The organism is Kosakonia sp. MUSA4 (genome assembly GCF_013085925.1).
GTDB classification, from domain to species: domain Bacteria; phylum Pseudomonadota; class Gammaproteobacteria; order Enterobacterales; family Enterobacteriaceae; genus Kosakonia; species Kosakonia sacchari_B.
Map to the genome: position 1 here is coordinate 5,389,198 of NZ_CP025697.1, position 23,714 is coordinate 5,412,911.

Annotated in this window: 23 protein-coding genes; 7 read left to right on the forward strand and 16 right to left on the reverse strand. The window is 55.9% G+C overall.

The genetic code is table 11. The annotated features are described in order from the left end of the window. Positions 1-79: 79 nt before the first annotated feature. From C0557_RS25600 to ivbL, 4 genes are all read right to left on the reverse strand, one after another. Positions 80-532, reverse strand: coding sequence for a DUF1198 domain-containing protein (locus C0557_RS25600; protein ID WP_007369421.1), 453 nt, complete (start codon positions 530-532; stop codon positions 80-82). A 126-nt stretch (positions 533-658) separates the two neighbouring features. After that, the gene (ilvN, locus tag C0557_RS25605; protein WP_064562571.1) at positions 659-943 is read right to left on the reverse strand and encodes an acetolactate synthase small subunit; all 285 of its coding nucleotides are present in this window, start codon (positions 941-943) and stop codon (positions 659-661) included. Between the two features lie 3 nt (positions 944-946). Continuing rightward, complete coding sequence (gene ilvB, locus C0557_RS25610; protein ID WP_208662345.1) at positions 947-2,635, reverse strand: acetolactate synthase large subunit; 1,689 nt, start codon at positions 2,633-2,635, stop codon at positions 947-949. 103 nt (positions 2,636-2,738) lie between these two features. Beyond that, positions 2,739-2,837, reverse strand: coding sequence for an ilvB operon leader peptide IvbL (ivbL, locus tag C0557_RS25615; protein ID WP_139227959.1), 99 nt, complete (start codon positions 2,835-2,837; stop codon positions 2,739-2,741). A gap of 513 nt (positions 2,838-3,350) precedes the next feature. Here ivbL and tisB point away from each other — a divergent pair. The 3 genes from tisB to emrD all read left to right on the forward strand — a co-directional run bounded on the left by tisB (position 3,351) and on the right by emrD (position 5,755). Beyond that, positions 3,351-3,440, forward strand: coding sequence for a type I toxin-antitoxin system toxin TisB (tisB, locus tag C0557_RS25620; protein WP_064562565.1), 90 nt, complete (start codon positions 3,351-3,353; stop codon positions 3,438-3,440). 119 nt (positions 3,441-3,559) lie between these two features. Then, positions 3,560-4,393: a DMT family transporter gene (locus C0557_RS25625; protein ID WP_208663123.1), complete on the forward strand. Its 834-nt coding sequence runs from the start codon at positions 3,560-3,562 to the stop codon at positions 4,391-4,393. A 177-nt stretch (positions 4,394-4,570) separates the two neighbouring features. After that, complete coding sequence (gene emrD / locus C0557_RS25630; protein WP_208662347.1) at positions 4,571-5,755, forward strand: multidrug efflux MFS transporter EmrD; 1,185 nt, start codon at positions 4,571-4,573, stop codon at positions 5,753-5,755. Here the strand turns inward: emrD and C0557_RS25635 are convergent. Next, complete coding sequence (locus C0557_RS25635) at positions 5,658-6,719, reverse strand: cellulase family glycosylhydrolase (RefSeq protein WP_208663125.1); 1,062 nt, start codon at positions 6,717-6,719, stop codon at positions 5,658-5,660. The genes emrD and C0557_RS25635 overlap by 98 nt on opposite strands. A 187-nt stretch (positions 6,720-6,906) precedes the next feature. Here C0557_RS25635 and C0557_RS25640 point away from each other — a divergent pair, with 187 nt between their 5' ends. Beyond that, a complete protein-coding gene (locus C0557_RS25640; RefSeq protein ID WP_208662349.1) occupies positions 6,907-8,223 on the forward strand; it encodes a D-serine ammonia-lyase in 1,317 nt (438 codons plus the stop codon). A gap of 1 nt (position 8,224) precedes the next feature. Here C0557_RS25640 and C0557_RS25645 read toward each other — a convergent pair whose 3' ends face one another. The 5 genes from C0557_RS25645 to C0557_RS25665 form a co-directional block, all read right to left on the reverse strand. Continuing rightward, positions 8,225-9,328, reverse strand: coding sequence for an anaerobic sulfatase maturase (locus C0557_RS25645; protein ID WP_371813219.1), 1,104 nt, complete (start codon positions 9,326-9,328; stop codon positions 8,225-8,227). Positions 9,329-9,355: 27 nt separating this feature from the next. Next, on the reverse strand, positions 9,356-9,706 hold the full coding sequence (locus tag C0557_RS25650; RefSeq protein ID WP_007369412.1) for a DUF202 domain-containing protein: 351 nt from the start codon (positions 9,704-9,706) through the stop codon (positions 9,356-9,358). Then, positions 9,696-10,043 (reverse strand): YidH family protein, encoded by a 348-nt coding sequence (locus tag C0557_RS25655; protein WP_074776336.1) that lies wholly within the window; start codon positions 10,041-10,043, stop codon positions 9,696-9,698. Before C0557_RS25655 ends, C0557_RS25650 begins: the two co-directional genes overlap by 11 nt. Before the next feature lie 162 nt (positions 10,044-10,205). Continuing rightward, the gene (locus C0557_RS25660; protein ID WP_007369410.1) at positions 10,206-11,528 is read right to left on the reverse strand and encodes a 6-phospho-alpha-glucosidase; all 1,323 of its coding nucleotides are present in this window, start codon (positions 11,526-11,528) and stop codon (positions 10,206-10,208) included. Next, positions 11,525-13,141 carry an alpha-glucoside-specific PTS transporter subunit IIBC gene (locus C0557_RS25665; protein WP_208662359.1) on the reverse strand — a complete coding sequence of 539 codons (1,617 nt, stop codon included), beginning with the start codon at positions 13,139-13,141 and terminating at the stop codon, positions 11,525-11,527. Before C0557_RS25665 ends, C0557_RS25660 begins: the two co-directional genes overlap by 4 nt. Before the next feature lie 222 nt (positions 13,142-13,363). On the opposite strand from C0557_RS25665, the gene C0557_RS25670 reads away from it, so the two are divergent. Continuing rightward, positions 13,364-14,131, forward strand: a complete 768-nt coding sequence (locus C0557_RS25670) for a GntR family transcriptional regulator (protein WP_208662361.1) — start codon at positions 13,364-13,366, stop codon at positions 14,129-14,131. Here C0557_RS25670 and C0557_RS25675 read toward each other — a convergent pair. Next, a complete protein-coding gene (locus tag C0557_RS25675) occupies positions 14,078-15,739 on the reverse strand; it encodes a putative transporter (RefSeq protein ID WP_208662363.1) in 1,662 nt (553 codons plus the stop codon). The genes C0557_RS25670 and C0557_RS25675 overlap by 54 nt on opposite strands. 277 nt (positions 15,740-16,016) lie before the next feature. Between C0557_RS25675 and oxlT the strand changes: the two genes are divergently transcribed. Further along, positions 16,017-17,279 (forward strand): oxalate/formate MFS antiporter, encoded by a 1,263-nt coding sequence (gene oxlT, locus C0557_RS25680; RefSeq protein WP_208662365.1) that lies wholly within the window; start codon positions 16,017-16,019, stop codon positions 17,277-17,279. Positions 17,280-17,321: 42 nt separating this feature from the next. Here the strand turns inward: oxlT and ibpB are convergent, their stop codons facing one another. Beyond that, positions 17,322-17,750 (reverse strand): small heat shock chaperone IbpB, encoded by a 429-nt coding sequence (gene ibpB / locus C0557_RS25685; RefSeq protein WP_208662367.1) that lies wholly within the window; start codon positions 17,748-17,750, stop codon positions 17,322-17,324. Positions 17,751-17,861: 111 nt separating this feature from the next. Next, on the reverse strand, positions 17,862-18,275 hold the full coding sequence (ibpA, locus tag C0557_RS25690; RefSeq protein ID WP_043956007.1) for a small heat shock chaperone IbpA: 414 nt from the start codon (positions 18,273-18,275) through the stop codon (positions 17,862-17,864). Positions 18,276-18,586: 311 nt separating this feature from the next. On the opposite strand from ibpA, the gene C0557_RS25695 reads away from it, so the two are divergent. Next, a complete protein-coding gene (locus tag C0557_RS25695; protein WP_208662369.1) occupies positions 18,587-18,916 on the forward strand; it encodes a YceK/YidQ family lipoprotein in 330 nt (109 codons plus the stop codon). Between the two features lies 1 nt (position 18,917). Here the strand turns inward: C0557_RS25695 and C0557_RS25700 are convergent, their stop codons facing one another. The 3 genes from C0557_RS25700 to gyrB form a co-directional block, all read right to left on the reverse strand. After that, positions 18,918-20,144: a DUF3748 domain-containing protein gene (locus tag C0557_RS25700; RefSeq protein ID WP_208662378.1), complete on the reverse strand. Its 1,227-nt coding sequence runs from the start codon at positions 20,142-20,144 to the stop codon at positions 18,918-18,920. Positions 20,145-20,261: 117 nt separating this feature from the next. Beyond that, positions 20,262-21,074 carry a sugar-phosphatase gene (gene yidA, locus C0557_RS25705; protein WP_208662380.1) on the reverse strand — a complete coding sequence of 271 codons (813 nt, stop codon included), beginning with the start codon at positions 21,072-21,074 and terminating at the stop codon, positions 20,262-20,264. A gap of 223 nt (positions 21,075-21,297) precedes the next feature. Beyond that, complete coding sequence (gyrB, locus tag C0557_RS25710) at positions 21,298-23,712, reverse strand: DNA topoisomerase (ATP-hydrolyzing) subunit B (RefSeq protein WP_208662382.1); 2,415 nt, start codon at positions 23,710-23,712, stop codon at positions 21,298-21,300. Between the last annotated feature and the right edge of the window lie 2 nt (positions 23,713-23,714).

Below are 23,714 nucleotides of genomic sequence, written 5' to 3' on the forward strand. Positions count from 1 at the left end.
CGTCGTGAAGGTCGCGCAGTGTAACATTCATCATCTGTGACGCAATTAACAATTCAACAACTCATTTTATGATGGGGGATCAGTGCAGCCAGTGGACGCCCTCTTGCGGGATAAACTGGGCGTTATAACGCAGCTGGAAGTTATTCAGTTCGATGGTATCCGGCTCCAGCTCGCGTAAAAACCCGAGCGCCAGACGCACCTGCGCATCGGTTATCGGCGCGGCAAGCCGCGCTTTTTGCATCAGCCGGTGCCAGTATTGCAGGTTCTGTTCGCTGCTATCGACGATGGAAACCTGCCAGATCAGCAGCACCTGCGCCGCATTTTGCAGATGTGCTTCATCCGGGCGCGCCAGGTAACTTAAGTACTCGTTGCCCGCCGTTTTGCCCATCTGATCCATCATCGATTCCACCGGAACAGGTTGAATGTTAAGCCGGTCGGTGAGACGGCGGATCGCCCGCCGGGAATCAGAGGTTAACACTCTGAAGCCAATCACAAAAACAACCACCAGCGTTGCCAACATCAACCAAATCATACCTGCTCCCGGTGCGTAAAAGAGGCTCATCATACGGGGAAATCCCCTCTGACGCACAGCCGTAAAGACAGCCGTAAGCCGACAGTTAATTATCGGCTTACCGGGCGCTTCGCATAAATAGCGCGATTACTCGAAGAACTGCCCCAGTTTGTTAAACACGCCCGGATCGCTCTGGTGACGGATGATTTGCACCACATCTTCCAGTTTGTCGATCTGGCTTATCATCTGCTCCAGCCGCTGGTCGTTGGCAACCTGTAGCCAGATGCGGCTCTGTTCGCCATTTTGTAGCGGTAAACAGAGAATGCCTTCCACGTTGAATGCCCGGCGCGCAAACAGCCCGCAAACATGCGTCATGACGCCCGGATGGTTACGCACGGTGAGTTCGAGAATGACGTTATCAGTTGTTTGCATGGCTTATTCCCCCACCATTTCTGTATTTGCCGCACCCGGCGGTACCATCGGATAAACTTTTTCTTGCGGGTCGATACGGACATGGATCAACGCCGGGCCTGGACGGGCGATGATCTCCTGCAACGCGGCCTGCGGATCGGCGGCGGCGTTTAAATCACACGTTTGCAGGCCGAAACCTGCGGCGATCTGCATAAAATTAATCATCCCCGGATAGGTTGCCGCAAACACGCCCGATTTATAGAACAGGCTCTGCTGCTGGTGAACCAGCCCCAGCGCTTCGTTGTTCATCAACACGATCTTCACATCGAGGTTATTCTCTGCGGCAGTGGCCATTTCCTGAATATTCATCATCAGGCTGCCGTCGCCGGAGAAGCAGATAATTTTGCGATCCGGGTTCGCCAGCGCGGCGCCAATGGCGGCAGGAAGCCCAAAACCCATGGTGCCCAGCCCGCCGGAAGTCAGCCACTGACGCGGACGGTTAAGCGGATAAGCCTGCGCCGTCCACATCTGGTGCTGACCCACATCGGTGGTAATAATGGCGTTATCGTCAACACAAGCCGCAACGGCGTTGATCAGACCGTAGTGGCTCAGCGGGTCGCCGCCCTGCGGAATGGCGCCCGGAAACTCGCGTTGCAGTTGCTCAACCGTGTTACGCCAGGCGTGGCGGGAGTGCGCCTCAACGTGCGGGATCAGCGCGTCAAGCACTTCGCCGACATCGCCCTGGATCGCCACATGCGCCTGCTTCACTTTGCCCAGCTCCGCGCGGTCGATATCGACATGAATAATTTTGGCATTCGGGCAGAACTGCTCTGTTTTACCAATCGCCCGGTCATCAAAACGCGCCCCCAGAACCACCAGTAAATCCGCCTCTTGCAGAATAAAGTTGGTACTGCGTGCGCCGTGCATCCCCAGCATGCCCAGCGACAGCGGGTGTTGCTTCGGCAGCATGCCGAGCGCCATCAGCGTCATGGTGGTCGGCAGATTGGCTTTCTCCGCCAGATGACGAATCTGCTGCGGCGCATTGATTACCCCGCCGCCGAGATAGAGCACCGGGCGCTGCGCGGCATTGATCATCTCTGCGGCTTCGCGCACCGCCTGCGCATTCCAGGCCGGGGCAGGGGCTTTGTAGCCTGGTTCCGGCAGTTCGCTGAGGGTGATTTCCGCCGTCTGCACATCTTTAGGAATATCTATCCACACCGGGCCAGGACGGCCAGACTGCGCAATGCGAAACGCATCGCAGATCACCTGCGGCAGTTCGGCGATGTCACGCACCAGGTAGTTGTGTTTGGTGATGGGGATAGAGATGCCGTAAGTGTCCACTTCCTGGAACGCATCAGTGCCGATCATCGAGGCGGGTACCTGGCCGGTAATGCAAACCAACGGGATGGAGTCGAGGCGCGCATCGGCGATGGCGGTCACCAGGTTAGTCGCACCCGGCCCGCTACAGGCCAGACAGACCGCCGGTTTACCCTGCGTACGCGCCATGCCCTGCGCAATAAAACCTGCGCCCTGCTCGTGGCGCGCCAGCACATGGCGAATCTGTTTGCTCTGGCTGAGCGCGTCGTAAAGCGGCAGAACCGTACCGCCAGGAATGCCGGTTACCGTGGTGATGCCCTGTCGTTCCAGTAAATGAACAATCAGTTGCGCGCCAGTGTAGCGCGTGGGTTGTGATGTGCTGCCCGAACTTGCCATGCTCCAGTCCTTTTCTTCTGGGCCAGCTTTCCGGAGGGGGGAGAACGAAAAACCCCGCCGGTTTGCGCCGGCGGGGTTTTGGAATCGTGTGTTGTTCCGGACCCTACGGCGCATTGCCGACGACCACCACCACACGCACGACGACCACCGCGGCGTTATGCGCGGTTTTTAGTAGGTTCATCGACATTGTGGAAGCGTTCATTAGGGACCTGTCTGTCATGTAATTAACAGGATTTATACAAACACAGGATCTCGTCGCCGACAACTGCTTTTTACGCACCCGCAGAAAACTGCACGGCGGATCACGTTTGGTTATGCAGCCGCTGAAAACAAAAAACCCCGCCGGAGCGAGGTTTTTATACAGTTTTTTGCGGTTGGTGGCCGCAAACACACTGCGTTACGTCAACAGGGAAACTATACGCGGAAACAGGCAGCCGTGCAATTTTCAGGCGTTTTTTCCCGCATTGAGTATGGATCAAGGTCAAAATTTCGTCCAATTAATGCTGTATATATAAACAGCATTAATATATACTGACCTTGCTAATCAGTGTGCAGGGGCCGCAACTCTACGGCGCAAACAAGTCCTGGCTGAAACGGGTGGTGCCGTCAGCGCCTAAACCCCTAAGCGAGCACACTGCGTTACGCCAACAACACGGCTGACAACAGGCAGCGGAAAGGTAAGCCAGCCGGTGCTCCTGAACCAGAGGAGACGCGTATGAGCGGAATGGAACTGTTTATTCTGATCCTGAAACTCATTGTTGCTTTGTTGCAACTGCTTGAAGCTGTCCTGAAATTCCTGCGTTAATTCAGGTTCAAGCCGCACCAAAGAGGGGCGGGCAACCGCCCCTCTTTAACACCGCTAATCTGGTATCCGCTGCGGGCGGCATGTTACATTTTGTTGACAACTCACTCGCCCGGGCCACCATGACACTCTCCGTTTTCTGCATTTTGCTGTTTGCCGCTCTGCTTCATGCCAGCTGGAATGCCATCGTGAAATCCGGCAGCGACAAACTCTATTCGGCGATTGCCGTCAGCGGTTCCGCCGCGCTGATTGCGCTGATTTTGTTACCTTTCTCGCCACAGCCGACGCTCGCCAGCGTGCCTTATCTCGCCGTCTCGTGCGCGTTGCAGGTGGTTTACACGGTGCTGGTGGCGAAAACGTACCAGGTTTCGGATATGAGCCAGACCTATCCGCTGATGCGCGGCACCGCGCCGCTGCTGGTGGCGCTTATCAGCGTGCTGATCCTCGGCGATTCACTTTCTGGCGTGGCGTGGGGCGGTATTGCCGTGATCTGCCTGTCGATACTGGCGATGGCGTTTAACGGACGCACGCAGTCCCGCAAAGGGATCTGGCTGGCGCTGATCAATTCGGGCTTTATTGCGGGTTACACGCTAGTCGATGGCACCGGCGTTCGTCTTGCCGGTTCGGCGCTGGGCTACACATTATGGACCTTCTTCCTTAACGGTTTTTGTCTGTTGTTCTGGGCGATGCTGGCGCGGCGGCAAGAGGTGACGCGTTATCTGCTCGTCAACTGGAAAAAGGGCATTCCCGGCGGCATCGGCACCATGGGTTCTTACGGCCTGGCGCTGTGGGCGATGACGCAAGCGCCGCTGGCGGTCGTTGCTGCGCTGCGCGAAACCTCGATTCTGTTCGGCGCGCTGATTGCCTTTGTTCTTCTCAAAGAGCAGGTTGCCGGGCTGCGGATTGTTGCCGCCTGTGGCATTGCCGCTGGCGCAATCCTGCTGCGCCTTTCCTGAAACTTACTGGCAACAAAAGTTGCCGAATGTTGTCTATAAAACCTGCCTCTCTCCTTCCTGTCTTTGCACCGGGTAATTGTGGTTCTGTCATCTGGCTGTGCTAGATTTCTCCGGCATTAAGGCTGTATCGCAGCCATATATTCTTTAATCTTCCATTTTTTAAAAGTAATCATCGACATGAAAAGGCAGAGAAACGTCAATTTGTTATTGATGCTGGTGCTTCTGGTGGCTGTCGGGCAGATGGCGCAAACCATCTATATCCCGGCGATAGCGGATATGGCGCTCACCCTGAATGTTCGCGAAGGCGCGGTGCAAAGCGTTATGGCAGCGTATCTGCTGACTTACGGCGTCTCCCAGCTCTTCTATGGCCCACTGGCGGACAGAGTCGGTCGCCGCCCGGTGATCCTTGCCGGAATGAGCATCTTTTTGCTGGCGACGCTGATCGCCATCACTACGCACAGCCTGTCGATGTTAATTCTGGCCAGCGCCTTACAGGGCATCGGCACCGGCGTGGGTGGCGTGATGGCGCGAACGCTGCCGCGCGATCTGTATGCCGGTACGGAACTGCGTCACGCCAACAGTTTGTTGAATATGGGGATTTTGGTCAGCCCGCTGCTTGCGCCACTGATCGGCGGCGTACTGAATACACTGTTTAACTGGCGCGCCTGTTTTATCTTTTTGCTGGTGCTGTGCCTGGTCGTCACTTGGAGTATGGCGCGCTGGATGCCGGAAACCCGACCCAAAGACGCGCCGCGCATCCGCCTGCTGGCCAGCTACAAAACCCTGTTCGGCAATGGCGCATTTAATTGCTACCTGCTGATGTTGATTGGCGGTCTGGCCGGAATTGCGGTCTTTGAAGCCAGCTCGGGCGTGTTGATGGGTGGCGTGCTGGGCCTGAACAGTATGACGGTCAGCGTCCTGTTTATTCTGCCGGTGCCAGCGGCCTTTTTCGGCGCGTGGTTTGCCGGGCGGCAGAACAAGCGCTTTACCTCGTTGATGTGGCAGGCGGTGATCTGCTGCCTGGCGGCCGGTCTGATGATGTGGATCCCGGGCATTGTCGGGGTGATGAATATCTGGACGCTGGTCGTACCCGCCGCGCTGTTTTTCTTCGGTGCCGGAATGCTGTTCCCGCTGGCGACCAGCGGCGCGATGGAGCCATTCCCGTTTCTGGCGGGCACCGCGGGCGCGCTGGTTGGCGGGTTGCAGAACATCGGCTCTGGCGGCCTGGCGTGGCTCTCTTCGCAACTGCCGCAGAACGGCCAGTTTAGCCTTGGGATGCTGATGACGCTGGCCGGGCTTTTAATTCTGTTGTGCTGGCTGCCGCTGGCGACGCGCTTTTCTCGCCATGAACCGGTGATTTAACCTCATGATGGCCCGGCCTCGCGTCGGGCTTGTCGCACTCCGGCGCAATCATCATTTTCAGTAACGGCTCCGGCCCTGGCCGCCATGCGCCCTCTTCCCCGTCATAAAATTGCGTATCGGTATTGATCGCATAGGGAATTTTCACCTTATTCAGTTCGCAGGCCATAAAGTGGGCGAAAGCCATTTGCGATTCTGTGGGCGCATTTTTAATGGATTCGCCAACCGCCCAGCCGCCAACCCAGCTGGCATGCCCGGATTTCTGCTGCCAGCGCACCGCCGTATTAATCCGCGCGCGAATGGCGGCTTTTTCCGCCGCCGTGCCCGATGTCCACGGATATTTACCGTTATTTTTCAGCGGCCCCCACGGAAAAATGTGCCACTCGGCCAACAGATAGTTCTGGCTGTGTGGCGGCAGTTTCAACGAGGAGAGATCTTCCGGCGCGGCGCGCAGGCGCGGGGCAATAAAAATCATGCGTTGAGCGTCGATATCATGCAGGGTGCGCACGACATTTTCATAAGCACGATTCAGGGCAGGCAAATCGCGGTTAAGTTTGTCAGCCGGTTCATAAATCACATCAAAACCGAGCGTCGGGTGCTCAGTACCGAAAAAGTTCGCTACCGTTGACCACCACGCCACCAGTTGCGCTTCGTTTTTGGCGTCCGGATCGGCTTTGAAGCTGTCTGCCTGATAGGCAATCACCGGGATCATCCCATACTGTTCGCAGGCCTCCACCAGTTTACGCAGGTGGATCAGCCGCGCTTCCGTCATGTTATCGGCAACGCGAATGCGCACATGACGGATACCGGCGTCGTAGAAATCACGCACAATCAGCGGGTCAAACTCGCGAATACCCCGATCGGTACGCGCCCAGTCGACATCCATCCCCACCCCCAGCTTTTGCGCATATTGCGCCGCCGTCAGCGGAGTATCAGCGGCAAACACAGAGGTTCCCGCCAACAGCATAACAACTGCAATCAGTGGCTTTAACACAGTTGACCTTGTGAAAATCAGGGATGAATACATGTATTTAGCATGCTTGCGTTTACACGTGTAGCAGCAAAACGTAATAAATTCTCAAAACCGCGGCCCACTTGCACCGCTGACCGATTCCTGTTTTCTTTAACGCTCCGATTCTTACGAAAACGAACCGATGAAAAACGCCGACATTCAGAAACTCATCCAGCAGTTTCCGCTTATAGAACAGTTGATCGCGCTGAAAGAAACGCAGTGGTTTAACCCTAATAGTACCTCCGTTGCACGGGCTTTGCCGCATGTTGGCCTGACACAACAGGATGTTAGCGATGCCCACGCGCGGCTTGCCCGCTTCGCGCCGTTTATTGCACAGGCTTTCCCGGAAACGGCGGCAAGCCGCGGCATGATTGAATCTGACGTGGTTCCGATCCCGGCAATGCAGCGCCGCCTCGGCCCGGATATCACCGGCGAGCTGTGGCTGAAAAAAGACAGCCATTTGCCGATTTCCGGTTCTATTAAAGCGCGCGGCGGCATTTATGAAGTGCTGACCCACGCGGAAAAACTGGCTTGCGCCGCCGGATTACTGACGCCGGAAGACGATTACAGCAAGTTGCTGTCGCCTGAGTTTGCCCGTTTCTTCAGTCAGTACAGCATCGCCGTTGGCTCGACGGGAAATCTGGGGTTGTCGATCGGGATTATCAGCGCGCGGCTCGGTTTTCGCGTCACGGTGCATATGTCGGCCGATGCCCGGGCATGGAAAAAAGCGCTGCTGCGCAGCCACGGCGTAAACGTGGTGGAGTATGCCGAAGATTACGGCGTGGCCGTTGAGCAGGGGCGCAAAGCGGCGGCGGCGGATGCGGACTGCTTTTTCATTGATGATGAGAACTCCCGCACCCTCTTTCTGGGCTATGCCGTCGCCGGACAGCGCCTGAAAGATCAGTTCACACGGCTTGGTAAAGTGGTGGATAACGCGCACCCGCTGTTTGTCTATCTGCCGTGCGGCGTCGGCGGCGGGCCTGGCGGTGTCGCCTTTGGTCTGAAGCTGGCGTTCGGCGACGCGGTACACTGCATTTTTGCCGAACCGACGCATTCTCCCTGTATGTTGCTGGGCGTGTATACCGGGCTGCATGACGGCATTGCGGTGCAGGATCTGGGGATTGATAACCAGACGGCGGCCGATGGTCTGGCGGTCGGGCGCGCTTCCGGCTTTGTCGGACGGGCAATGGAGCGGCTGCTGGACGGCTTCTACACCGTTGATGACAACACGCTTTACCAGCAACTCGGCTGGCTGGCGCAGGAAGAGGGCATTCAACTGGAGCCATCGGCGCTGGCAGGAATGTCCGGGCCGCAGCGGATTTGCAGCGACAGCGGCTATCATCAACTGCACGGCTTTAGCCCGGAACAACTGACGCAGGCCACCCATCTGGTATGGGCGACCGGCGGCGGAATGGTGCCCGCCGATGAGATGGCGCGCTATCTGGCGCAAGCCCGCTAAATCAGCCGCTCCGGCGCAGCCAGGCCATCAGTTCGACAGGAGAGCGCCGTTGGCGCAGCAGATCGCGCATCACGCGCATATGCGGCGCGCTGTGGCTGAAAAAGTGGTGATAACCATGGCACAGCGCGCTTCTTCCCTCGACGAAGCGGTGCTTCGGGCAGTCGCCCCGGCAAAAACGCAGCACGTCGCAACGCAGGCAAACTTCGCTGAGGCTGGCTTTTTTACTCTGCCCGAAAGCAGTAGCTTCGTGGCTGGCGTTGAGGGTTTTAATTGGGATCTGATGCAGATTGCCCAGCCGATAATCTGGGGCGACATAGTGATCGCACTGGTAGAGATCGCCGTTCGCCTCCAGCGCAAAAGCGTGGCCGCAGGTCTCGCCAAAGCTGCACATTTGCGACGGATAGCCGCTCCAGACGCCAAGCGTGGAGTCAAATAACTGCACGTAAACGCGGCCAATATCTTCCCGCGCCCACATGTCGAATACCGCAGTAAGAAAGTTTCCCCAGGCTTCGCCGCTGACCGATTCGGCAGACAAGCGCCCCTGCGCGTCCTGCTCCACCAGCGGAATAAACTGCAAAAACGGCGTTCCGAGCGCGCGTAAATAGCGATACAGGCGCAGCGGCTGCTGGCTATTGAGATTATTGACAACGCACAACAGGTTGTACTCGACCTGATGTTTCTCCAGCATCGCAATGGCATTAATCACTTTCGCATGTGATGGTTTACCGCTGCGGTTTACACGGTACGCATCATGCAGATCCGCCGGGCCATCGATGGAAACGCCCACCAGCCAGCCGTGGTCGTGAAAAAAACGGCACCACTCCTCATTCAGCAGAATGCCATTCGTCTGGAAGGCATTTTCAATACGTTTGCCGTTGGCGTGCTTTTCTTGCAGGGCGGCAACGCGCTGAAAGAATTCCAGCCCGCAGAGCGTCGGTTCGCCGCCCTGCCAGGCAAACGGCACGCTTTCGCCCGGCTGGGCGTCGATTTGCTGGAGAATAAACGCCTCCAGCGTGGTGTCATCCATAACATTTTGCTGCGGTTTTTCGAGGTAAAAACAGTAGCGGCAGTTAAGGTTGCAGCGCGAACTGGCGGGCTTAGCCATAACGTGGCAGCCTGGCATGAAACGTCCTCACAAGATAAGAATAAGCTGACGGATATGCGTTACAGCAAACAGTAATGCGAGGGAAAGCACCGCGAGGGAGATCAATAATTTGTCACGTATTGCGCCGGGCAAGGCGAAATCGCTTTTATTGACGTCCATTAAGATACGCTTATGGGTATAGCGCCAGAGCAGTAGCGCGGCCAGCGCCAGAATAATGAGCGAGATCCAGAAAGGCATACCCGAATGTTGCCAGTTATGCCTGACCGCCAGCGCCATCAGTGCGCCGTAGCCGAACAGCGTGCGCAGCCATGCCAGCGATGTCCGTTCCGGTTGCAGGCCAGGATCCGTTTCGCGCCGGGCTTTACGGTTATCCGGCATAGAACACCAGCACCATCACCACCAGCGCAACCGCCAGTAGCGAAACGCTTATCACCATCAGCACGCGGGTATAGGGCAGATCTTCTTTCAGGCGCATCGCTTTTTCATTGCGCAGCCAGCGCAGATAGCCATAGAGCGCCAGCGCGCCGGAGAAGAGACACAGCAGCAGCGCCAGCACTTCACGGATCAGCGGCGTGGCAAACTGCGGCGCTAACTGGTCCAGCCCAACGCCCGCCGCGAGAAACCCCAGCGCGGTGCGGATCCAGGCAAGAAAAGTGCGCTCATTCGCCAGCGAGAAGCGGTAGTCCGGCGCTTCACCGACGCGGGAAATTTTCATCTGTTCTCCTTCCACATTGATAACCCTGCCGGCGTTACCCTTTCTTGCAGCGGTAAAGGGAAAACCGATCCGGCCAGGCCTTCAAAGTAGCGGATAAACTGACGCTTTTCGACCCTTTCACGCAATGGAAAGCCGGCACCCTGACGGTGCCGGGCAGGAGAATTAATGCAGCGGCGGCCAGTACGCTTTGTTCGCTTCCAGTAGATCGTCGAGAATCGCTTTCGCCACCGTCGCGCTGGGCACGGTTTTCGACAGCGTGATGGCCTGCCACAACTTCTGGTAGGAGCGCTGTTCCCAGGCATCGACCACCAGTTTTTCTACCGCTACCTGCTGGCTCATCAACCCTTTCTGGAAGTGCGGAATATCACCGACTGTCAGCGGTTCCGGGCCGTTTTTCCCCACCAGGCAAGGGATTTCCACCATCGCATCGGCGTCAAAGTTATGAATTGCGCCATTGTTTGGCACAATCAACAACATGCGCTCCTGGGTGTTAAAGGCGATGGCAGTAGCCAGATCGACAATGTAAGAAGCATGTTCGTCAATCTCCAGCTCACCGGCGGAAGATTTCCCGGCAGCAATAATCGCCCGACAGGCACCAAACACCTGCTTCTCACGATGATCCATCACCTCATTGGCACGCGTACGTTCCGGATTGCTGTGGGCAACCACGTAGTCCGGGAAGAAGTAATACTTCAGATAAGTGTTCGGCATGGTATCCGGGTCGAGCGCCTGCACATCTTTCGCTTTGGCGAACGTATCGTTCCAGCTCGCTTCTGTATGCGCGTTGTCCGCAGGCGGAACATAACCGTGTTTCGCCACATATTCGCGCAATTTCGGCATCAAATCGTTACCGTTCAGATCTTCAATCGATGTCCACCAGCCGAAGTGGTTAAGCCCGTAGTAGCGTACCCGCATCTCTTTGCGGTCTTTCAGGCCGACAATTTGCGCCATCCGTCCTTCAATGCCGATAGGCATATCGCAGATGTTAAGAATTTTGGCCTGCGGGCGCAGGCGACGCGTGGCTTCCGCGACAATCGCTGCCGGGTTGGAGTAGTTAAGCATCCACGCATTGGGCGAATATTTTTCCATATAATCAACCAGCTCCAGCACGCCGCCAATAGAACGCATGCCGTAAGCGATACCGCCAGGCCCGCAGGTTTCCTGGCCTAATACACCGTGGCGCAGCGGGATTTTTTCATCTTTTTCACGCATCGGGTATTTGCCGACGCGGATATGCGCCATCACAAAATCGACGTCGGTAAAGGCTTTTTGCGGGTCGGTGGTGTAGCTGAATTCAATCTCCGGTGCCTGCTCCTGCAGGATAATTTTGCAGGCTTCGGCGATGGTTTCCTGGCGCGCGCCATCGTTGTCATAGAATTTCAGCGCCCGCAGCGGGAAGCGATCGCGGTTAGCCAGCAACATCAAAACGATACCGGGAGTAAAGGTGCTGCCGCCGCCGGCGATAACCACTGAAAACTGTTTCATGATACTGCCTCCGTCATGGTGGATGGTTCATTGGTCAAAGGGGTTTTCATCAGGGATTCAAGCTGGTCGCGCAGCAGGGGAACATGCAGGCCGACAATCACCTGGATGGCGTTGCCGCGTCGCACGACACCGTGCGCGCCCAGCGCTTTAAAGACGTCGTCGCTTTGGGTTTTCGCCGTATCGACCAGCGTGATGCGCAGCCGCGTCGCGCAGTTGTTGATGCTTTCGATGTTTGCCGCACCGCCCAGCGCCTGCAAAAATCCGGCGGCCTGGCCCAGCGAGTCTTTCGCTGCCGCCGTGGTTTGTCCGCGCGCCGCCTTGTAATCGGCTTTGCTGTAGAGTTTGATTTCACTCTCTTCCCGGCCGGGGGTTTTCAGGTTTAAGACGGCGATCAGCGTGCGGAAAACGACGAAATAGAGCGCGGTAAAGCAGAGGCCGACGGCAATCTGGGTGAAAACCGTCGCTGCATGGTTATGGAACATCGGGATCCAGTTTTGCGGCAGAAACTGGTCGAGCAGCCCGCCGCCCATATTGCCCACCACGCCGAAGCTATACATCACCGTCGCCATCGTCGCTGCCAGTACAGCGTGAACGGCAAACAACAGCGGCGAGATAAACAGGAAGGTAAATTCCAGCGGTTCGGTAATGCCCACCAGCACGGCCGTCAGCGTTGCGGGGATCAGCAGACCTGCCACTTTGACGCGGTTTTCCGGCGCGGCGGTATACCACATCGCCAGCGCGATGCCGATGGAGCCAAACACTTTCGAGTTACCGTGCAGCGCAAAGCCGCCTTCCGGGAACAGGACTTTCAGCGGTTCGGTGCTCTGGCTGAATGCCTGTAGATGTTGCGCCCAGTACATCTGAATACCGCCTTCCACCGCCGCCGGGCCGAAGATAAAAGGACCGTAGACAAAGTGGTGCAGCCCGGTCGGGATCAGGATGCGTTCCAGAAATGTGTAAATCCACACGCCCAGCGCCCCGGCAGAGCGCAGAAAAGCCTGCAGCGACTCAATGCCAAGCTGCACTTTCGGCCAGCCCAACAGCGTCAGCCAGGCGCAAGGGATCATCACCAGGAAGGCGATAATCACCACAAACGAAGTGCCCTGGAAGATGCCGAGAAACACGGGCAGCGGTTTGTCGAAAAAGCGGTTATGGATGGCGGTGACAATGCCGGAAATCGCAATCGCCCCGATAATGCTGGTGTCGAGGGTTTTGATCCCGGCAATCAGCGCTAAACCGCTGCCCGTCGTGGGTTCAATGCTGAAATCGACGCCGAAAAAGTGACCCCAGGTCATCCCCATGGCGTTAATGAAATAATTCCAGGTCAGAAAACTGATCAGCACCGCTAGGCAGGCTCGCCCTTGCGCCTGTTTTGCCAGGCCAATCGGTAAACCGACGGCGAAAATGAGCGGCATATTGCGAAACACCGCCCAGCCGCCCTCTTCGATGATATGGACACATTGCGCAAACAGATTGTCGGGTGCGGTTAATGTTGCGCCGACAAACAGGGGGTTACTTAGCATGATGGCGATACCCACCACCATACCGGCGAACGGGAAAAGCAGCACCGGTGTGAACATGGCACCGCCGAAACGTTGTATTTGACTGAGCATCGTAGAATCCTCATGTAACAACTTGTAGGGGGTAGAGGCCTTGTTGGTTTTTTGTGGGCCTGTGAGCAGCATAAGAAGCCGCCGCCGCGCCAACATGGCGCGCCGCTGCGATTCGTGATCGCTTTCATGGTTTTATTTCACGCGATCAGGTCTACTTTTTAGGCAAAACATGGACATGTTCAGAGGCAATGTTCCCGCTGACGGGGGCAGAGAGGTCTACAGGTGATCTACAAATCTATTGCCGAGCGATTACGCCTGCGGCTCAATTCATCGGATTACAATATCGGCAGCCCGTTACCGGGCGAAAAGGCGCTGGCGCTGGAGTTTGGTGTGGCGCGAATGACGATTCGCAAGGCGGTTGATCTGCTGGTGGGCTGGGGATTAGTGGTACGCCGCCACGGCAGCGGAACATTTGTCGCACGCAAAGATGTTCATCATGAAACGACCAATCTGACCGGGCTGGTAGAAGTGCTGCGCCGACAGGGCAAAGAGGTGCAGAGCCAGGTTTTGCAGTTCGAAGTGATGCCCGCGCCACCTGCGATAGCCAGCCAGTTGCGCATACAAATTAACGAACGGATCTACTTCTCGCGGAGGGTTCGCTACGTGGAGGGAAAACCGCTGATGCTGGAAGACAGCTATATGCCGGTGAAGCTGTTCCGTTCGCTGTCGCTGGGGCATCTGGAGGGGTCGAAATTCGATTATATCGAGAAGGAGTGCGGCATCACCATCAGCGGTAACTACGAAAGCCTGACGCCGGTGCTGGCCGATAAACAGGTGGCCAGCTTACTGAATGTGGCGGAACAAACGCCGCTGCTGCGTATTACTTCACTCTCCTACAGCGACAGCGGCGAATTTCTTAACTACTCAGTGATGTTCCGCAACGCCAGCGAATATCAGGTGGATTACCACCTGCGCCGTATTCATGCCGACACGCTATTAACCCATCCCCCAGAACAGTACAGCCAGAAGCTGTGGGGTGATAATACGTAAAAACATCACCAGCGGATAAACCGTCGCATACGAGAGTGCCGCCGCGCCGCTGGTGGCATGCAGGCCGTTGGCAAACGCCAGCGCTGGCGGATCGGTCATCGACCCGGCCAGCATGCCGCAGAGAGTCAGATAGTTCATCTTCGCCACCATTCGCGCCAGCAAACCGACGGTGATCAGCGGAATGGCGGTGATAAAGATGCCATAACACATCCATTTCACACCATCGCCATGGGTCAGCGTAGCGATAAAGTCACCGCCGGATTTCAGCCCCACCACCGAGAGAAACAGCACAATTCCCAGCTCGCGCAGCGCCAGGTTCGCGCTGGGCGGCATAAACCAGTACAGCTTGCCGATCGTACCAATTCGCCCAAGAATCAGCGCCATAATCAGCGGCCCGCCCGCGAGACCCAGCTTCAGCGCCGCCGGAAACCCCGGTATATACAACGGCACCGATCCCAGCAGAACGCCAAGGCCAATGCCAATAAACACCGGCAGCATTTGTACCTGCTGCAACTTGTGCTGCGCATTGCCGACCTCGTTAGTCACTGCTTCGATTGCCGCCGGACGCCCGACAAGATTAAGGATATCGCCGAATTGCAGGCTGGCGTCGCTGCTGGCTACCAGCTCCACGCCAGCGCGATTCAGGCGGGAAATCACCACGTCGTAGCGCTCCTTGAAGTGCAGATCGCGGATTTTTTTCCCCAGCACTTTTTCGTTGGTCACCACCACACGTTCGACGCGCAAATCCGTGCCGCGCGTCGACAAAGAGGTATCCACTTCTTTGCCTATCACCAACTGCGCGTTATGCAGATCCTTCGGAAGCCCTACCAGATGCAACAAATCCCCGGACTGAATCAGCGTGCCCGGCGAGGGCACCATCAGTAAATCATTCCGTTTGAGACGTGAGCAGATGATTTTGTCGCTGTTAAGAATGGGAACGTCCTGAATCGCCATATTATTGAGATTCGGGTTTTCCACGCGGATATTGATGGTGCGGATCAGTGAAGTGCCATGGCTGAGCGTTGCGTCGTGCTGTCGCGCCTCTTCATCGACATTAACGCGAAACAACACGCGCAGCAGCCACATACTGAGCAAAATGCCGCAAATACCAAACGGATACGCCATGGCATAGCTCATCCCCATCTGGTCGAGCAGCGGGCCAGGAATGCCTAAGTCACGCAGGATTTGCTGCCCCGCGCCAAGCGCTGGCGTATTAGTGACCGCGCCGGAAAAAATCCCCAGCAGCACCGGCAGCGGAATGGCAAAAAGTTTATACAGAATGGTAGTGACAAGACCGCCGAGAACCACGATTAAAACAGCGAACAGATTCAGGCGCAGGCCAGAAACGCGCAAAGAAGCGAAGAACCCCGGCCCCACCTGGATACCGATGGTATAAACAAACAGGATCAGGCCAAATTCCTGCACAAAAAGCAGTATCTGACCGCTTATAGCGATACCCAGCTTATCTATAAGGTGGCCGACAATTATCCCGCCAAACAGCACACCGCCAATACCGAAACCCACCCCGCGGATCTTCACATTGCCGATCCACAATCCGACAACGGCCACCAGCGCCAGTACGCTTACCGTTAAGGCAATATCACTCATGATCTTTTCCCTGTACATGATGACTGCAAGGAATTTGGCAGAACCCGTAATAGCTTTATAGGTTACACCCTACACAGTGTATGGAATTTCTTTGCCTCAGAATGTGGCGAAGGTTGCACCAGCAGAAAACCATTGCCCTCAACACAAGCCCCCCTTTTACCGACACCGGCGGGAAAAACCGTGCGCCTGCTAAGCATTCCGGGAATGTCAGACACAACAATAGGTTATGGCATGGTTAATGCAAAAGCTCATTTTTGTTAAAAACAGGGGGCGCGGCATGACGAATACAACACTGACTCAGGTAGTGGCTACCAGCCAGAAAAAGTGGACCCAGTTAGCGCTGGGCTTGCTGTGTATGATCTCCATCTCCAGCCCGCAATATGTCTGGGCGCTGTTTACGCGCCCCTTTATGGCAAAGCTGAACGTTCCGCTGGCGGAAATTCAGCTCACCTTTTCCCTGTTGATCATTTTGCAAACCTTCTTCTCGCCTTTTCAGGGGCGATTGATCGATAAGTTTGGCCCACGCAGGTTAATTGCCATGGGTACCGTGCTGAGCGGCGTAAGCTGGATGCTGACCTCAACCATCAGCAGCCTGAGCGAACTTTATCTCTATTACGGCGTGCTGGGCGGCCTTGGCACCGGGATTGTGTATATCGGCGTGGTGGGTCTGATGGTGCGCTGGTTCCCGGAAAAACGCGGATTTGCCACAGGGATGGTGGCGGCGGGCTATGGCATGGGCGCGATTCTGACCACCTTTCCGGTCACACAATCGCTGGCCGCGAAGGGGCTGGAAAACACGCTCTGGCAGTTCGGGCTGGTAATGGCGGTCATTGGTTTTATCGCCAGCCAGGGGCTACGTGCGCCACAGACGCTCAACACGCAGGAGATCAACAGCAACCTGGCGATGAGTGATAAGAGTTTTTCTCCTGGCGAGATGCTACGCAAGCCGCTGTTCTGGCTAATGTTTGTGATGATGACCATGATGTCCACATCCGGCCTGATGGTCACTTCACAGATGGCGATTTTCGCCGAAGATTTCGGTATTACCGCAGTGACCGTAATGGGCATGGCGGCACTGCCGCTGGCGATGACCATCGACCGCTTTATGAACGGGCTGACGCGCCCGGTGTGCGGTTATATTTCTGACCGCATCGGTCGCGAAAATATGATGTTTATCGCTTTTGGCCTGGAAGGCTGCGCGATGGCGCTGTGGTTGTTGTGTAAAGACGATCCGTTGCTGTTTGTTCTGCTCTCCGGGGTGGTTTTTTTCGGCTGGGGCGAGATTTTTTCACTTTTCCCCGCCACGCTCACCGACACCTTCGGCACGCAGCATGCGACGGCGAACTACGGCTGGCTCTATATTTCGCAGGGGATTGGTTCCATCTTTGGCGGGCCGCTGGCAGCGCTGATGTATCAGCAAACGGGAAGCTGGAATCTGGTGTTTGGCTGCGCCATCACGCTTGATATTCTCTGCGCGCTGCTGGCCTTTTTCGTGCTCAAACCCTGGCGGCAGCGTTTTTTGCAGCGCGTTCATGCATAAACAATAAAGGCTCCGCATGCGGAGCCTTTTGTTCTGCAACCGTTAGCTATTTAACGCCGGGCGATTGCTGATGGCAATGCGTTGCGGCGCCGCGCTTTCCGGCACATTGCGCAGTAGATCGATATGCAACAAACCGTTGGCAAAGGTCGCGCCGGAGACTTCCATAAAGTCGGCCAGCGTAAAGCTCAGGCTGAACGGCTGTATCACCAGCCCCTGATGCAACCATTTCGGCTCGTTGGCCGGTTTTTCCGGCGTGCCTTTAATGGTCAGACGGCTATTTTCCAGCTGAATATCCAGCTCTTCCTGGCGGAAACCGGCCAGCGCAAGGGTGATGCGGTAGTGGTTATCGTCGCCTTTCTCAATGTTGTAAGGAGGGAAAGAGTGCTGTTCAGTGGTGTTTTGCAGGGCGTTAGCCAGTTTGTCGAAGCCAATCCACTGACGAAAAATCGGGGATAAATCATAGTTACGCATGAGTGTTTCTCCTTCTAAGAAGCGAGTGAATACCTGCGAGCGCAATGGCTCACATATGCCCCCTGTCGGCGAGCATGTCGGGACCGGGCCGCCAGCGGCGACCCGAACAAATTAGTTAATTTCGATACGACGCGGTTTTTTCTCTTCCGGGATCACGCGTTCCAGATCGATATAGAGCAGGCCGTTCACCAGGTTGGCGCCATTGATGTGAATATTTTCCGCCAGCTGGAATTTGCGTTCGAAGTTGCGCTCGGCAATGCCCTGATAGAGGTAAGTACGCTCTTTTTGCTCGTCACTGTGGGAGCCTTTCACCACCAGCAGGTTGTCCTGCGCGGTGATTTCCAGTTCGCTCTCAGCGAAACCGGCCACAGCAATGGCGATGCGGTAGTGGTTTTCATCCACTAATTCAACGTTGTACGGAGGATAACCGCCATTGCTCTGGTTCTGGTTGTTTTCCAACAGATTAAACAGGCGGTCAAAACCAATAGCCGAACGATAAAGCGGGGAGAGATCGAAATTACGCATACTTAAAAGCTCCTGAAATCAGCGAGATTTTTCCATGCCTTCCAAAAGGGACAGGCCGTTACTGTAACCCAACACCCTTCCGGCGTGTTTTTTGGTTACATTCCTAAAATAGGGCTGACGGGTCTGATTTCAAGGGTGGAATACCGACTTTTTTTTGCACTTTCTGGCGCAATGCATAGACTGGGATCACAGCACAAAAGGACAAAGTGCGAATACCGCCACAGAGCGGAACCCGAATGCTATCTCTTTCCCAAAAGGGAGGCTATAACCGCCTGAGTAGCATTCAAACTACAAACAACGATGATTAATCGATGATGAAAACAACGCTTATAGTTTCTGCTTTGCTCTACGGAATGATGTTGTCAGGTTGCTCAAGCGTCATGTCGCATACGGGCGGCAAAGAAGGGGTTTATCCTGGAACGCGCGCCAGTTCGGCCATGCTTTCCGATGATGACACAGGCATTGGCACCAAGTCGCTGGTGGTGCTGGATATGCCTTTTACCGCCGTCATGGATACCTTACTGCTGCCGTGGGATCTCTTCCGCAAGGATGATTCGATCAAATCGCGGGTTGAAAAGAGCGAACAGGCAAATCTGGCGACCAACTCGGTGATCCCGCCAGCGCCCATGCCTGCTCCCTGATTTACAGTCTGGTTTCCGTCATCCACAACTGGCGGAAACCCTCCACCTCTTCCATCCAGGCGATCAGCTTCCCGTCCGGGGAAAACACCACGGCATCGGCAGAAGGCGGATTTGCGTGATCGGATGTCAAAAAGGTGATGTCGCCGCGCCCGGCATCGCATAGCGCAATGCGATTTTCCAGTACAAATCCCAGCGCACTGCCTGAGGGATGCCAGTTAAACGCCGACTGGATACCGCCGGCGGTAAAGGTTAACTGGCGCGGTTCACCGCCGTCCGGGCTTATCAGCCACAACTGCACAATACCGTGCTCATCACGCATCAAAAACGCAATCTGCGTGGCCTGCGGATTACTGCGCACCCAGTGGCGCGGCACGTTCACTAAGCCAGGATAACGGCGTTGGTGCGTGAATGTCAGACGTTTTTGCACCACGTCTTTTGGCGGCGCGGGCAGGGTTTGTTCGCTGCCCGCCAGCGGCGCATCACCTGCGGTTTTCCAGCCTTGTTCATCGCCGGGCAGCGCAACGATAAACAACTCCGGCACTTTTTCACCACCAGCCGAAAGCGTATCGCCGATAAACGCCAGCCTGTCGTTGCCGACCCATCCCTCTTCGTAAGCACGATTGATATCGTCGCTGCCCGGCACGGGCGTGGATGTTGTGCGGCTGATCAGTACGCACCAGTGGCTGCCGCCATATTCACGCGGATGCGTGCAGGGCGGCGTTACCGGGCCAAACGGCACCGCAACGCCGACATTACGTAGATCTTTTGCCGGAGAAAGCGCATGCATAACGTGGTCGTTATAGGTAAAGCTGACGTTTTCACCGTTCGGGCTGAACACATGCACGTGCGTGCCGCCGCGCAGCGCGCCCGGCGTGTAAGGCGCGGTGATATCCAGCGCATCCAGATTCCGCGTCACACCCTTTTCCGTAATCACGCCCCGGCGATGGTGAAAATCATACTGCCAGTTGTCGTCAGGGTTTTCCGGGCCGTGGATAAAGACATATTTTTCCGCCTGCGGGCTGACCGTCACCACGCCGACATGCGCGCCGTCCGTTGCGGTATACAGCGCTTCAACCTCACCGCTGTGCACATTGACACGCTCAATGGTTTTCCCGGTAAACGATGCGCCGGAAGGGCGAACGTCGAAAACCAGCCACTGGCTGTCCGGTGTCCAGCTATGAATATTGGTCAGTTGATGGTGACGCGCAGCGAAGGTGAGTTGTTTCATTAGCGGATAAACCCGGAAGCGGAGTAAGCGCTTCAGAGTAATGGATCCGTGCGGAAATGACTACGATTCAGGAAGGTATACAGGCAAGAGCAATGCGCTCCTGCCTGCGAGAATCGCTTAGTTCAGGGCAAATTTCTCGATGGCGTAAGCAACGCCGTCTTCAAGGTTGGATTTGGTGACAAAGTTGGCGATTTCTTTCACCGACGGAATGGCGTTATCCATCGCCACACCCACTCCGGCATATTCGATCATTGCGATGTCGTTTTCCTGATCGCCAATCGCCATGATCTCGTCCTGCTTGATATTCAGCGCTTCGGCAAGGGATTTCACACCGGTGCCTTTATTGACGCGTTTATCCAGAATTTCGAGGAAGTACGGCGCACTTTTCAGCACGGTATACTTCTCTTTCACTTCCTGCGGGATACGGGCAATAGCCTGATCGAGGATCACCGGGTCATCAATCATCATCACTTTAAGAAACTGCGTTGCGGGATCCATCTTTTCCGCCTCGCAGAACACCAGCGGGATCGTTGCTACGTAAGATTCGTGCACCGTGTAGTAGCTGATGTCCCGGTTTGCGGTGTAAAGCGTATTGCGATCAAGGGCGTGGAAATGGGAACCGACTTCGCGGGAGAGTTGCTCCAGGTAGCGGTAATCATCATAGCTCAACGTCGTTTGCGCCACCGTGCTGCCGTCGCTGGCGTTCTGTACCAGTGCGCCGTTGTAGGTGATGCAATAATCACCTTCCCGCTCCATATGCAGCTCTTTCATATAGCTGTGAACGCCTGCATACGGTCGGCCCGTGGTCAGCACCACGTTAATACCGCGCTCGCGCGCAGCGGCGATAGCATTTTTAACAGCGGGAGAGATGGTGTGATCCGGCAGCAGCAGCGTGCCGTCCATATCGATTGCAATAAGTTTTATAGCCATGAGATCCCCAGATGAGATTTTTCAGGACCCATGCTAACGCGATTCCGCTCAAAAAACAGCAGCGCGACGGGATGAAAAGGGGGATAGGAAGGGGAACCGGGATTCCCCTTTTGCGCCATAAAACGGAGGATACAGCCTCCAGGCCTGATAAGCGCAGCGCCAGCAGGCGCTTTTCTCCGGGTGGATTTGCGTTTACCCGGCCTACAGTTCGGCCTGCGAGCCGTTAAATATCGATATTCGCCGCTTTCAGGGCGTTCTCTTCGATAAACGCGCGACGCGGCTCAACGGCATCGCCCATCAGCGTGGTGAACAACTGGTCAGCCGCAATAGCATCTTTCACGGTGACGCGCAGCATGCGACGACTTTCCGGATCCATAGTGGTTTCCCACAGCTGATCCGGGTTCATTTCGCCCAGACCTTTATAACGCTGAATAGCGAGACCACGACGGGACTCTTTCACTAACCAGTCCAGTGCCTGCTCAAAGCTGGCGACCGGCTGACGGCGCTCGCCGCGTTCGATAAAGGCGTCATCTTCAATCAGGCCGCGCAGTTTTTCACCCAGCGTGCACAGACGACGATATTCGCCCCCGGTAATAAACTCGTGATCCAGCGGATAGTCGGTATCGACGCCGTGCGTACGCACGCGAATGATCGGCTCGAAGTGACTCAGCGCGCTGTTTTCACGTACATCAAACTTCCACTGGCTGCCGTGCTGTTCGTTCTCATTCAGCTCGGTAACCAGCGCGTTCACCCAACGGGTCACTTTCTGTTCGTCGGAAAGATCGGCTTCCGTCAGCGTCGGCTGATACACCAGCTCTTTCAGCAGCGTACGCGGGAAGCGGCGCTCCATACGACCGATCATTTTCTGTACCGTATTATACTCGGCAACCAGTTTTTCCAGCGGCTCCCCCGCCAGAGCTGGCGCGCTGGCGTTGGCGTGCAGCGTTGCGCCGTCCAGCGCGATGGCGATTTGATACTGATCCATCGCATCGTCATCTTTAATGTATTGTTCCTGCTTGCCTTTCTTCACTTTGTACAACGGCGGCTGGGCGATGTAGACGTGACCACGTTCAACAATTTCCGGCATCTGACGGTAGAAGAAGGTCAACAGCAGCGTACGGATGTGCGAGCCATCGACGTCCGCATCGGTCATGATGATGATGCTGTGATAGCGCAGTTTGTCCGGGTTGTACTCGTCGCGGCCGATACCGCAGCCCAGCGCGGTGATAAGCGTCGCCACTTCCTGCGAAGAGAGCATCTTGTCGAAGCGAGCTTTCTCAACGTTGAGGATCTTACCTTTCAGCGGCAGAATCGCCTGGTTCTTACGGTTACGGCCCTGTTTCGCAGAACCGCCCGCCGAGTCCCCTTCCACTAAGTAGAGTTCGGACAGCGCCGGGTCACGCTCCTGGCAATCCGCCAGTTTGCCCGGCAGACCGGCCAGATCCAGCGCGCCTTTACGGCGGGTCATTTCACGGGCTTTACGCGCAGCTTCACGGGCGCGCGCCGCATCAATAATCTTGCCGACCACGATTTTCGCGTCGGACGGGTTTTCCAGCAGGTATTCAGCCAGCAGTTCGTTCATCTGCTGTTCAACCGCCGTTTTCACCTCAGAGGAGACCAGTTTATCTTTGGTCTGCGAGGAGAATTTCGGGTCCGGCACTTTTACCGAAACCACAGCAATCAGGCCTTCGCGGGCGTCGTCGCCGGTGGCGCTAACTTTGGCTTTCTTGCTGTAGCCCTCTTTATCCATGTAGGCATTCAGCGTACGGGTCATCGCCGCGCGGAAACCTGCAAGGTGAGTACCGCCGTCGCGCTGCGGAATGTTGTTGGTAAAGCAGTAGATGTTTTCCTGGAAGCCGTCGTTCCACTGCAACGCTACTTCCACACCGATACCGTCTTTTTCCGTGGAGAAGTAGAATATATTCGGGTGGATCGGCGTTTTATTCTTGTTGAGATACTCAACAAACGCCTTGATGCCGCCTTCGTAGTGGAAATGGTCTTCTTTGCCGTCGCGCTTGTCGCGCAGACGAATAGAAACGCCAGAGTTGAGGAAGGACAACTCACGCAGGCGTTTCGCCAGAATTTCATATTCGAATTCGGTGACGTTGGTGAAGGTTTCATAGCTTGGCCAGAAACGCACCATCGTACCGGTCGATTCGGTTTCACCAGTGACCGCCAGCGGAGCCTGCGGCACGCCGTGCTCATAAATCTGACGGTGGACTTTGTTGTCACGCTGGATAACCAACTCCAGTTTCTGCGACAGGGCGTTAACCACGGAAACACCTACGCCGTGCAGACCGCCGGAAACTTTATAGGAGTTATCATCGAACTTACCGCCTGCGTGCAGAACGGTCATGATCACTTCCGCTGCGGAAACGCCCTCTTCCGGGTGAATACCGGTCGGGATACCACGGCCGTCATCCTGTACAGAGACAGAGTTATCGCTGTGGATGGTGACGACAATGTCTTTACAGTACCCTGCGAGCGCCTCGTCGATAGCGTTATCTACCACCTCGAATACCATATGGTGCAGACCGGTGCCGTCATCCGTATCGCCGATATACATACCCGGGCGCTTACGCACCGCATCCAGCCCTTTCAGGACTTTGATACTGGAGGAGTCATAAGAATTCGACATCA